This is a genomic window from Pedobacter sp. UBA5917 (assembly GCF_002432345.1).
In the GTDB taxonomy this organism is placed as follows: domain Bacteria; phylum Bacteroidota; class Bacteroidia; order Sphingobacteriales; family Sphingobacteriaceae; genus Pedobacter.
In genome coordinates this window covers 1-11,967 of sequence record NZ_DJDT01000082.1, presented here as the reverse complement: position 1 = coordinate 11,967, position 11,967 = coordinate 1, and the positions used below count along the sequence as shown (strand labels likewise).

Annotated in this window: 9 protein-coding genes; 4 read left to right on the top strand and 5 right to left on the bottom strand. The window is 39.3% G+C overall.

What is annotated here, in order from left to right:
* Positions 1–342 precede the first annotated feature (342 nt).
* Positions 343–801, bottom strand: coding sequence for a type I restriction enzyme HsdR N-terminal domain-containing protein (locus B2V92_RS05140; protein WP_293305304.1), 459 nt, complete (start codon positions 799–801; stop codon positions 343–345).
* A gap of 254 nt (positions 802–1,055) precedes the next feature.
* Between B2V92_RS05140 and holA the strand changes: the two genes are divergently transcribed.
* The 3 genes from holA (at position 1,056) to B2V92_RS05125 (ending at position 5,940) form a co-directional block, all read left to right on the top strand.
* A complete protein-coding gene (holA, locus tag B2V92_RS05135; RefSeq protein ID WP_293305302.1) occupies positions 1,056–2,075 on the top strand; it encodes a DNA polymerase III subunit delta in 1,020 nt (339 codons plus the stop codon).
* A 137-nt stretch (positions 2,076–2,212) separates the two neighbouring features.
* Positions 2,213–4,471 (top strand): glycosyl hydrolase family 95 catalytic domain-containing protein, encoded by a 2,259-nt coding sequence (locus tag B2V92_RS05130; RefSeq protein WP_293305299.1) that lies wholly within the window; start codon positions 2,213–2,215, stop codon positions 4,469–4,471.
* Between the two features lie 395 nt (positions 4,472–4,866).
* A complete protein-coding gene (locus B2V92_RS05125; protein WP_293305297.1) occupies positions 4,867–5,940 on the top strand; it encodes a DUF4932 domain-containing protein in 1,074 nt (357 codons plus the stop codon).
* A 195-nt stretch (positions 5,941–6,135) separates the two neighbouring features.
* Here the strand turns inward: B2V92_RS05125 and B2V92_RS05120 are convergent, their stop codons facing one another.
* Entirely contained in the window at positions 6,136–6,750 is a 615-nt protein-coding gene (locus tag B2V92_RS05120) for a class I SAM-dependent methyltransferase (protein WP_293305295.1), read from the bottom strand.
* Between the two features lie 159 nt (positions 6,751–6,909).
* On the opposite strand from B2V92_RS05120, the gene B2V92_RS05115 reads away from it, so the two are divergent.
* Entirely contained in the window at positions 6,910–7,902 is a 993-nt protein-coding gene (locus B2V92_RS05115) for a helix-turn-helix domain-containing protein (RefSeq protein ID WP_293305292.1), read from the top strand.
* Positions 7,903–7,909: 7 nt separating this feature from the next.
* Here the strand turns inward: B2V92_RS05115 and B2V92_RS05110 are convergent, their stop codons facing one another.
* The 3 genes from B2V92_RS05110 to B2V92_RS05100 all read right to left on the bottom strand — a co-directional run.
* Positions 7,910–9,049 carry a hypothetical protein gene (locus B2V92_RS05110; RefSeq protein ID WP_293305290.1) on the bottom strand — a complete coding sequence of 380 codons (1,140 nt, stop codon included), beginning with the start codon at positions 9,047–9,049 and terminating at the stop codon, positions 7,910–7,912.
* Between the two features lie 131 nt (positions 9,050–9,180).
* Positions 9,181–11,553 carry an outer membrane beta-barrel family protein gene (locus B2V92_RS05105; protein ID WP_293305288.1) on the bottom strand — a complete coding sequence of 791 codons (2,373 nt, stop codon included), beginning with the start codon at positions 11,551–11,553 and terminating at the stop codon, positions 9,181–9,183.
* Positions 11,554–11,720: 167 nt separating this feature from the next.
* Positions 11,721–11,967 (bottom strand): LytR/AlgR family response regulator transcription factor (locus B2V92_RS05100; protein ID WP_293305285.1); only part of this gene is annotated, 247 nt, incomplete at its 5' end.

The following is an 11,967-nucleotide window of genomic DNA, read 5'->3' as shown; positions in this document are numbered from 1 at the left end:
AAGCAATTGCAATAAATCTTTTTAAGGTTCGTCCTGCTTTTCATTTCAAGTCCTCGCTACGCTGTGGGCTTTTCATTCCAATCAGGTTTAAAATCGAAAGGCTTTTGCTACTATTGAAGGTTAAATGGCATGATTCAGAAAAATAGGGGTTAATATGCTTTTTGTACTCCAAATAGGACTGCTAACGTTGCCACCTAAACCCGATCAAAGCGGGATGCTCCCGATTTTTCATCGGAGCAGAAGCGGGAGCGGGGCTGAACAAACCTAAGCACTTCTGTATCTGATTTTCAGAAAAGAATCTCTGTTGGTCGGGATTTGCAATTAGGACTCAATGACGAATTTTTACAAATCCAGATACTCCGGCATTTCCTGTGCAAAATTAAAATTACCCCTATCCAGATCCATTTTTGCATAAACATGATGCAGGCCATTGGTTAATACAATCCATTTGGCCTGGTGTATAGAATTGTACCTCGCAGCCTGGTCGAATACCGATTGCGTAATCTTAACCTTTGGCGCTTTGCATTCAATGAGCATCAGTTTTTCGCCTGCGGTATTATAAACCAGAATATCGCTCCGTTTTTGCAGCTGGTTTAATACCAAACCGCCTTCAATCTGGATTAAGGTTCTTGGGAATTTCTTTTCAGTAATCAGCTGCTGTATAAAATGCTGCCGAACCCATTCTTCGGGGGTAAGTACCAAATGTTTTTTCCTCAGCTCATCGAAAATAAATACAACGCCATCTTTTTGTGTAATTTTAAACGGATAGGGTGGAAGGTTAAGCGGAGTAGGAGTGAACATTTCAGTTATCAGTTGGCAGTTTTCAGTTGGTAGTTCTCAGTTAACAATGCAACAATAAAACAATTTGCAATTAACAATGAAGCAATAAAACAATTAAACCCCAAAGTTAATTAATTTTAAGATATGCCCGGTGCTCCACATCTCATGTCTAGTGTTTCATGTCTAGTGTCTCATATCTGGTATCTAAAATCTCACATCTCTTAACTTATAAACATTTATCTAAATCCTAAAACCTAAATCGTAATTTTACGGCAATGACTGCTGCCGAAATTATTAAGGACATCAAAGCCCGCAAATTTAAACCCGTATACCTCTTACATGGTGAAGAATCTTTCTATATCGATCAGGTAACCGATTATATTGAGGATAAATTGCTGAATGATGCCGAAAAAGGTTTCAATCAAACGGTTTTGTATGGAAAAGATACCGATATGGCCACCATTTTGGGCGCTGCCAAGCGCTACCCGATGATGTCAGACTATCAGGTGGTAATTATCAAAGAAGCGCAGGATTTAAAATGGGGTAAGGAAGATAGCTCGAAAGAGGGCGAGTTTGTGCTTAATTATTTCGAAAAACCGCTGCCAAGTACCATTTTGGTGTTGGCCTATAAATACGCCAATTTCGATAAACGTAAAAAAATTTATAAAGCGATCAATAAAAGTGGATTGATTTTCCAGTCAGACCCTGTCCGCGATTATAAACTGGTGCCGTGGATCGAAGAGTTTATCAAAGATAAAGGCTATAAGATCGACCAGCAGGCATCGGCATTAATGGCCGAATATTTAGGTACCGATCTAACCAAAATTGCCAACGAGATTGAAAAACTGATGTTGAACGTTCCAAAAGAAATGACAATCAGCACAGATCACGTTCAGAAAAATATCGGGATCAGTAAAGAATATAATGTTTTTGAGCTTCAAAAGGCACTGGCTATCCGCGACGTACTGAAATGCAATAAAATCATCAATTATTTCGCCAGTAACCCTAAGGCCAACCCAACGGTAATGGTTTTGGCCAATCTGGGTGGTTATTTTACCAAGCTCCTCAAATATCATTACATTCCCAATAAGGCCGATGCAGCATCTGCTTTGGGTGTACCACCTTTTTTTATCAAAGATTATGAGGTTGCAGCAAGAAATTACAATACTGGCAAGGTTTTTCAGGTAATCGGACTGCTCCGCGAATACGATCTAAAAAGTAAAGGTTTAGACAGTACTGGAAATGTTGATGATGGAGAACTGCTGAAAGAACTCGTTTTTAAGATTGTGCACTAATCTTTTATTAGCAGAAAAGTAGTCTATATTCCCCATCAAACGTTTGCGTAATTTTTTGCGGTTTTAGTCTGGTTAAATATCATTATTTTAGAATGGAGATACCATCAACAGGTGCTAACCAAATTCTGAACGGCCAAATGAAAACTAAAATACTTTTATCCTTAATGCTGCTGTGTTTTACTAATGTAATTTACGCGCAGCGGTTAAAACCCTATAATCTTTCTTTTCCAAAACTGGCTACCCGATGGGATGAAGCAATGCCATTGGGCAATGGTATGCTTGGTGTTTTAATATGGGAAAAGAACAATAAACTGAGGCTTTCTTTAGACCGTGCAGATCTGTGGGACGAACGCAAAGCGCTGGATATGTCAAAGCTAAATTTTAAATGGGTAGAAGAGCAGGTGCATCAGAATAATTATGCTGCGGTTCAAAAAATAGGGGATGAACCTTACGATACCAGTCCATATCCAACCAAATTACCCGCTGCGGCAATGGAATTCGATATTTCGAAACTGGGCAAGGTTATATCGAACGAACTGGATATCGAAACGGCCTTAAATACTGTTAAATTTGAAGATGGAACCATTTTTAACTGTTATATCCATGCCATGGGGGCACAAGGCTACTTTAGCTTCGAAAACCTAAAGTCAGCAGCAATTTTACCCGACTTAATCGTACACAACTACAGCAATGGTTTAACAGAAAAGGGTGATAACAACCATGCAGGAGAAGGTTTACAGAAACTGGGTTACGCCAAAGGAACGGTTAGCACTACCGCCAATACCATCCGTTACCATCAACCTACATATAACGGACATTATTACGAGGTTTTGGTACAGTGGAAAAAAATGCCGGGCGGCAATATCATCGGTTCGTGGACAATCAGTAACGATAAAGTAGCAACATTGCCCGTTATTTCATCAAATGCAAAAGAACCTACAGGATGGGATACACATGTTAAGTGGTGGAAGGATTATTGGTCTAGATCGGATATTTCGGTGCCCGATCAGCTGATCCAAAAACAATACTATCTGGAAATGTACAAACTGGGCTGCGTGGCCAGAAAAGGTGCCCCTGCCATTACCCTGCAGGCAGTTTGGACGGCCGATAACGGGAGCTTACCACCCTGGAAAGGTGATTTTCATAACGATTTAAATACCCAGTTAAGTTACTGGCCAACCTACACCGCCAACCATTTGGCAGAAGGCGCAACCTTTACCGATTGGCTCTGGAAAATAAGGGCTAAAAATCTGGCTTATACCAGGCAGTATTTTGGCGTGGCCGGTTTAAATGTACCGGGGGTAATTACTTTAAATGGCGACCCTATGGGCGGGTGGATACAGTATTCGCTTTCGCCAACGGTTAGTGCATGGACGTCGCAGCATTTTTACTGGCAATGGAAATACAGTATGGACGACGTGTTTCTAAAAACAAGGGCTTATCCTTACATTCACGAAGCGGCAACCTACCTCGAAAATATTACCCGGTTAAAGAATGGGAAACGTACATTGCCATTGAGTTCGAGCCCGGAGTATAACGATAACAGTATCAAAGCCTGGTTTTTGAACTGGAGCAATTTCGATTTATCGCTTTCCAAATTTCTGTTTAAAGCCGCTGCCGAGGTAAGTAAAGCAAACGGTAAAGTTGAAGAAAGTAAGCACTGGCAGTTGGTATTGGATCAGTTACCGGATTACGAAGTGAATGAAACCGGCTTTACCATCGCTCCCGGATCAGATTTAACCAGTTCGCATAGGCACATGTCGCAATATATGGCCATTTATCCGCTCGATTTGCTGGATGTTAACAAGGGAAAAGATAAGACCATTATCGAAAATTCTTTTAAACGTTTAGAAGCAATCGGTACGCGGGCCTGGTGCGGTTACTCTTTTAGCTGGATGGCGTCGTTATATGCCAGGGCTTACGAAGCAGATAAAGCGGTAAAACAATTGGAGATTTTTGCTTCCAATTTCTGCTCACCAAATAGTTTTCATTTAAACGGCGATCAAAAAGGAGGCCAGTATTCTGGCTTTACCTATCGCCCTTTTACGCTCGAAGGTAACTTTGCTTTTGCCCAGGGTGTTCAGGAACTATTATTGCAGAGCAGAAGAGATTATATCCAACCTTTTCCGGCTGTGCCGCGAAACTGGCAAAATGTTTCGTTTAATAATCTGCGTGCCGAAGGTGCTTTTTTGGTGAGTGGTACCAAAGAAAATGGTGTTCCAACCAAGGTTAAAATTTATGCTGAAAAGACTGGGTTGCTCAGGATTAAATTGCCTTTTAAAACCTATGTGGTTAAAAACCTGCCTGCTGGATCAATAAAGACAACAGATGACGGTATTTTGCAGCTAAGTATGAAAAAACAACAAACTATAACCTTCGAAAATGGTTATGAGTAGCGATCAGGAACAAAGTATTCATGAAAAAGCAGAGGGGGTAAATCATCCCGGAACCCCCCTCTTATGTTCATCATTAATAACACAGTCAGATTATAACTAATAACCAGGTTACATCCCTATAGCCCTAGTTTGAGGTATTTAGTTACCCGTGTTTATCAAATATGTGATAACGCAAAACTAACTCCAGAAAAGATGCATTGAAATAGACTGTAGATGAAAAGGCATAATCACTCCATGAATGACTGCTTACGTTCTATAAGTGTTATTTGTATTTCTTCTACAACCTTCACCCTGAAAGGTGAACCCCCTGTTTAAATTTGTGATATTTCGGCTAGATAACAAAAGATGTGGGGATTAATTGATAGTTTTACTTCTTATCTACCCCTGTATCTTCCATGAAATTTATTCTCGCTTTCTTTTTCATCATTATCCTTTTTCCAGCTATCGCGAACGAAAAAATAAACTCAACTGTCGATCAAAGGGTTGAATTGTTAAGTATTGTTTTTAGACTGGCCGGAAACCCAGAGTATAATATGAAATTCGCTAAAAAATATGTTGAAGATATCCATGCTCATTTCGATCCCTATAAAACAGATCCGTTAATCAGTTTTGCGAAAGAGCTTGCCGGTGAAAAAAATATGGGTTTTTCCAAAGTTATGTTCCTGGCGGCGCACCTCAATTTTTCAAAGCGCAAATTCTCCTTGATCAAGGAGAAAGAAAGTAATTTAACCGGTAAATGGGAGAAGGCCGATGCCCAGAAATTTGTTAGCCTATTGAATAATTTTTATCGCTCATCAAAATTTGAAGACTTTTTTAAAGATCATAAGGCATTTTACGATGAGGCTACCCGCCGGTTTGATTTATCGGTAAACGAATTTGACCAGAAATGGTACCTCGATTATTATGGCGATCACGAAGTAGATTATAAAGTTGTTCTGGGCCTTGGCGATGGTGGTGCAAATTATGGACCCAGTGTTACACCCATCCGCCAAAAAAGATTGGTATATGCTGTTATGGGTTCGTGGACTTTTAACAACTTAAGTGAACCACTTTTTCCAAAGGAGACTTATTTAACCTACCTTATCCATGAGTTTAACCATTCGTTTGTTGACCATATTTTAGAAGATAACAGCAGCATTGAGGCTCAGCTTAAACCAAGCGGAGAAATTTTGCTGGAAATGGAAAAAAAAGAAATGAAGCTGGAAGGGTACGAAGACTGGCATAGCCTGATCAACGAATCTTTGGTAAGGGCATCGGTAGTGAGGTACATGATCGATCATAAAGATACCGATCAATCGGTTCAGGAAGAAATACTGAAACAGCAGAAAAAGGGATTTTTATGGACAAAAGATCTGGTAACATTGCTCGGTGAATATGAATCATCAAGATCGGTATATCCAACATTCAAAAGTTTTTATCCAAAACTTGTTGCTTTTTTTAACAAACAGGCAAAAAAACTTAAAAATTAAGACGTTAACAAATTGCAATGGTTATCATTTTGAGTTTTAATTCATGCTTGCACTCGTTTCCAAACGAGTGCATAAATAGTTGTACGATTTTATCGTTGTAAACGATATTCTATTCAACGCTCGTTAGAAACGAGCGTTAACGGAAGTTTGTCAATGTTAGTCAACTACGTTACGCTTTCTATCAAATTAAAGCTGTTACTTCTCACCCGAAATCACAATAAAAGGTCTGTTTGTTTCTTTACCTTCCTTATCTTTAACAGTTTCGGTCATTTCTTTTACCCCAATTTGTGTAAATCCGGCCTGTTTAAAAAAGGACTTTACGTCATCAACTACATAAAAACTAAAATCCAATTGCGTCCATGGTAAATGACCACCAAATTTCTTTTCAACAAAGGCCAGATGCATTTTTCCTCCCGGTTTTAATACACGGTATATTTCTAACAGGTATGTTAACGGATCGGGCCAGAAATAAATGGTATTAACAGTAAAACAGCAGTCAAAAAATGCATCCTGAAAATCGAGCTTTTCATCTGTTATTTTAGCGAACTGTATCTGTTTATTTTCAATTTTATCATTTAAAACAGGCTTTATTAACGCCGGTTCATTGCTGGCACCGAAGTAAACAATATTTTCGGCCTTTTGGAAAAGATAGGGTAGGTGCTCTGTGCCACCGGGGCCGATTTCTAATGTTTTTGTATCGGTTTTTAGATCTAAAGTTTCTAATAATTTAAAAATGATGGTGCTTTTTGGGGGGAGAACGTTAATTTTTGTTTCTTGTGTTAATATATTGAGATCTGCCTGTTCTTCCATAGTATACATTATTTTTTGACTGCGGTCCATTTCGCAATCGGGCAAAATTGAATATTAGCCATTACACGCTTTTACATCAAACGGATTTTCTTTTGCAAAAAATAGAAATGTTGATAACCGTATTGTATTAGTTCGACTTTTTTTATGATAATTGTCATTATGGGAATCAATGTTGGAAAGGATTACGGAGCGTGGAAAAAAGTTGGTGGCAGTTTTGATGATCTTCCGGTTAAGGATGGATTGGTTACGGAAAGAAAAGAGAAACACAATTTTTCTTTTAGCGATGCAGAACTTTTACAGATCAATATCCCGGGTATTTATATCGTTTATGGCGACATTATCTTCAAACGGCAGCAGATGTATTTCAGCCCGACTTATGATGTACCCGATATGATCAAGCTACGTTTCACCCTATCGGGCAGCGGCACCATATTTAACCGGATAAACAAACAGCAGTATATTTTTGGATCCAACCAGCAGAATATAATTTATATGCCCGAACTGGATGGAACCGGCGAGTACGATACGAAACACAGTTACCGTTTTTTTGAAGTTCATTTTGCCAAAGAAAAGTTTTTGCAGCTGGCAGAAAATTCAACTAAGGCACTCCAGATTTTGGCCGATTATGCAGATAGGGGCCAATACGCACAAATTGCGGATCAAAATCTCCCGATTTCCTGGGCCATGCAGAATTGTATACAAGATATTCTTAACTGTAACTATCCAGAAGGGTTAAAGCGCTTGTTTATTGAATCAAAGTGCATAGAGTTACTCGTGTTACAGGCCGAAACTTTTGAGCAGGCTATCACTAAAAAACAGCCCGAAGCACTACATTCTACCTACGATCGCGACTGTCTTTATTATGCCCGTGATTACCTGATTGAGCATATCCACCAGCCACCATCGGTTACTGAACTGGCCAAACTATGCGGTATTAATGAATTTAAACTCAAGCAGGGCTTTAAAGGACTGTTCGATAACAGCATATTTGGTTATTTGAGCGATTACAGACTGAATCATGCAAAAGCGTTACTCCTCGAAGGCAAACCGATAAAATCAGTAGCATTTATGCTTGGTTATTCTTCTGTACAGCATTTCAGCAATGCTTTCAGGAAAAAATTTGCAGTTACGCCGGGCAGGTTAAAAAGTTGATAAAAACCTATTTTACCAAAGTAAAAGGATTTTGCTTATCGCCTGTCCATTTATATTGGTGTAAGGTACTTTGTTGTTGTCCACCGGCTGTTTTTTTGTTATGCGAAATATAAAATAATCCACTGCCCAGCGGACATAAGCCAGTTGCTCCCCATTTAAAAAACCAGCCATTAATCCCTGATTTAGGATCTTTAAGCCCCTGATCAAGCAACGCAAGTGTTTTTACTTTTATCTGCTTACCATCAGATGATATCAGGCTGTTAAGCGGTTTCTTCTTTCCGTTGATTACAAACAGATCGTAATTTGCAAACCAACTTTTGGCGCCGTGGTACACTGCAGCAAATAAATTTCCGGTAAACGGATCGTAAGCCAGGTTCTGGATACCGTAACGTGTATTACCCGTTTTTACAAAATATTTATCCAGTGGTTTTTGCGGACCAGAATGGTGTAAGTTCCCCTGCGAAAGTGGTTTCGCATACTTGTCCCAGTCGGTGGTATCATATTTTAAGATTACCTGATGATCGTTATCTGTTCTGGTGGTATCGCCATAAATACCGTAGGCCACATAAAGATACTTTTTTGCGGTATTGGAGCTGCCTATTTCGGGTGCAAAGGCAACACCATCTATCCCCGAACAGGCAAAACGGTGTGCTATGTGTGTATTGCCCGATTTTACCTTTGCTTTGTAATCATTTACAGCTTCTTTAAGGTAAACAGTTTGTAACAGCTCTTCTTTTTCAGCATCCATGTTTGGCCTGACAATTTTTGAAGGATCGAATATAGCGATGTAAAATCCATCTTCATTCTCTGTTTCGATACCCAGTTCTTTTTTGATGCCTTTGCCTATTGCATCGTTTTTATATTCCAACGATCCATAAATCTTTCCGTCATTGCCAAAGTCAAGATCACCTAAATGCCCTACAAAACCCGTTACACTTCCGATTAATTTGCCATTAATGTCTGTTTTAATGAGTTTATCCGTAAAAGAAAAATAAACATATCCTTTGGCCTGGTCTACCACTACACCCTGCACATGCATAGCGCCCTGTTTCCCCGAATAAATCGTATCGGGCAGGTTTAGGATCTGCGCTTGCGATCCAGCGATAAAAGCGGTAAAAATGATGAAGAATAGAAAAAGTTTTTTCATTGATGTTTGCAAACTTATCTAAACCTGGTTAGAAGTGGGTTAAATTAATGTTAGCTTGTGGTAATTAATCTGTTGCCGGTTAAATAATATACCCTGTTAACATCCATCAACAGGGATATTCATCAACTAAACTAATTTTCTGCAGGTAAACGGTCTTTTTGTGTTTTATCGCGGTTAAAGCGGTAAGTAAGGGTAAGCTTGGTTAAGCGGCCAACAAATTTGTATTCAGATTCGAACTGATAATCGGGTGTAATAAACTGTTGCTTTACCACCTGCGAATCGAACAGATTGGTTATGCCTAGCACAACCGATAATTTATCGTTAAATAAATCTTTACTTATGGCAATGTTCGCACGGTATTGGGCTGCAGTGGTTGATTGCACATCAGCATTTTTCCCCCTGTAATTAAATGCATACTCAATGGCCAGGCTTTTAGGGAAATTCATTCTCGAACTGATCCTTGTAAACCATGTTTTGTTGGATGTTCCGTATTCTTTGCCCTCAAATTCGCCATTTTGTTTGAAGCCATAATAATTGAAATCCCACGAAAGTCGCCACCATTTAAAGGCGTTGTAGGTACTGGAAATCTCAAGTCCGTAACGGTCTTCGTAATCCAGGTTAACCGGTGTGGTTACAAAGAAACCTTCGGGCGTTTGGCCCAATACATTTTGGAAATAATCTTTATTGTGCGAATAATATACGGAAGGGTTGAGGTTAAATCTGCCCCATTTTTTCAGAAATGCCAGCTCAAAAGAATTGCTGTAGGTAGGGTTAAGGTCGGGATTGCCCACTACCAGGTTCCGGGTATCAGAAAGGCCCGAAAATGTATTTAACTGGTAAAAACTGGGCCGGTTTATCCTTCTGCTATAGCTAATCTGCAGATCGGTGTTCTCTTTCAGGTTATAGGTAAGGTGCAGGGTGGGGAATAAATTGATGTAATTTTTGTTTTTCAATAAAGTTGCCCTGCGGTCGGTTATGCCGATATCAGAAAGCTCTGCACGTAAACCCAGTAGATAACTTAAACGTTTAAATTTATTGGCGTACTGGGCATAAGCAGCATAGATATTCTCATCGTAATAGAGTTTATTGGTGTAATTATCCAGCAATACGCCGTTCGAATGGGTCGAATAATTACTTCTTATTGCCCTTAAATCAGCCCTGATACCTGTTTCGAAACGGGCCGATTTGGAAAATGTAGTTACAAAATCGCTTTGGATGTAGATATCGTCGCTGCTTTCGATATCCCTTGAGTTAAGGTGCGAAAGAGGATTGCCCGAAGGAAAATATTTCTGTTGGGTAATGTTCTGGTTTTCATCATCATTCCAGAAATCGTAACGTAAACTCGTCGTCCACTTCTGATCTTTATGGTCAAAAGTTTTTACATAGTTAAGTTCAAGCTCGTTATAATTCTGCGGTTCGTGGTAATCTTCGAAACGGGAAATGGCACTATCCAATACATTTTTTCCATTGTAATAACGGTATTGATAATTGGTGCTATCGTTATTTTTCTGTAGATCGTGGTAAAAACTGCCGGTCAGGGTATTTTTTTCGTTGATGTAATAATCGCCGCCGAAATAATAGCTGTAAGCATTGTCATTTCTCCCCTGATCGTTCTTCTGGTTCAGTATCGTGGTTAATCCATTCTTTACCGTGGTTTGCAGATTCTTTTCGTAAGCATAAATATTGCGGTAAAAATGGCTTACGTTGGTAAAAAGATTTACTTTTTTGGTTTTATAACTGAGGTTGATATTTCCGCTATAATAAGTTGGAGTACCCATACCGGCCTGGATAGAACCGTTTAAACCGGAAGAACTGTTTTTCTTAAGTACAATGTTAATAATCCCCGCTCCGCCCTGTGCTTCGTAACGGGCAGATGGATTGGTTATTACCTCCACTTTTTCTATGGTGTTTGCCGGAACCTGCCCCAGACCATTATTTGCGGTAAGCATCGATGGTTTGCCGTTGATTAATACGCGTACACTTCCGTTGCCCCTTAAACTTACTGTACCATTTGCATCAACATTTACCGATGGCACGTTGTTCAGTATATCGTTTGCGGTTCCTCCTTTCGACATCAGATCTTTGCCAACATTGAACACTTTTTTGTCAAGATTAAGTTCTACAGTCGATTTTTCACCTACAATATTTACCGATTTCAGCAGTTTTGCATCCTCCTGTAAAAAGACCAGACCTAAATCAATATCCTTGTCCAATTGCTGGTGCTCCAAAACATAAGGTTTGTAGGAAATAAATGCGATTTTGATCTGGTATTTACCTGGAGCAATCGAAACTGAAAAAATACCCAAACTGTCTGTAAGCGTAGTTTTTAATGTTGTATTGTCGGCAATTGATATTATGGATACCCCGGCACTGGCCAGTGGCAGTTTTGTTTTTCCGTCGAGTACCTTTCCCTTAATATTTAATGCTGCAGGTTGCTGGCCCCAACTTTGTAATCCAAATAAAAGCAAAAGTATAAGTGTTAATTTTTCAATTCTGTTCATCATCTGTGATTTCGTTTTTCGAAAATGATGAATTAAGCTTTCCAAAAATTAAATGACGGTATAAAGGGGCTTTTTGCGGCCAGATATGGTTTTATTGCTTATCGGAACGTTTTATCTGCTATTTATAATCAAACGGTATCTTAATTTGGGTATCCGTCGATAATTGCAGCTTATAAAAACTGCATGTATTTGTTAAGATTGGCCCTGTAGGCATCAGAAACCGGTATTAAATGCCCATTAACCACAAGCGTTTTGCCTTCGGCACCATCTATTTTAGTGAGGTTAACGATAAAAGAGCGGTGCACCCTTAAAAAGATATGCTGCGGAAGTTTTTGCCCAATAATTTTTAATGAGGAGTGGATGCAGTAATCCTCTTTATGCAACCGGATTTTAACATAATCGCCGGTAGCTTCAAAA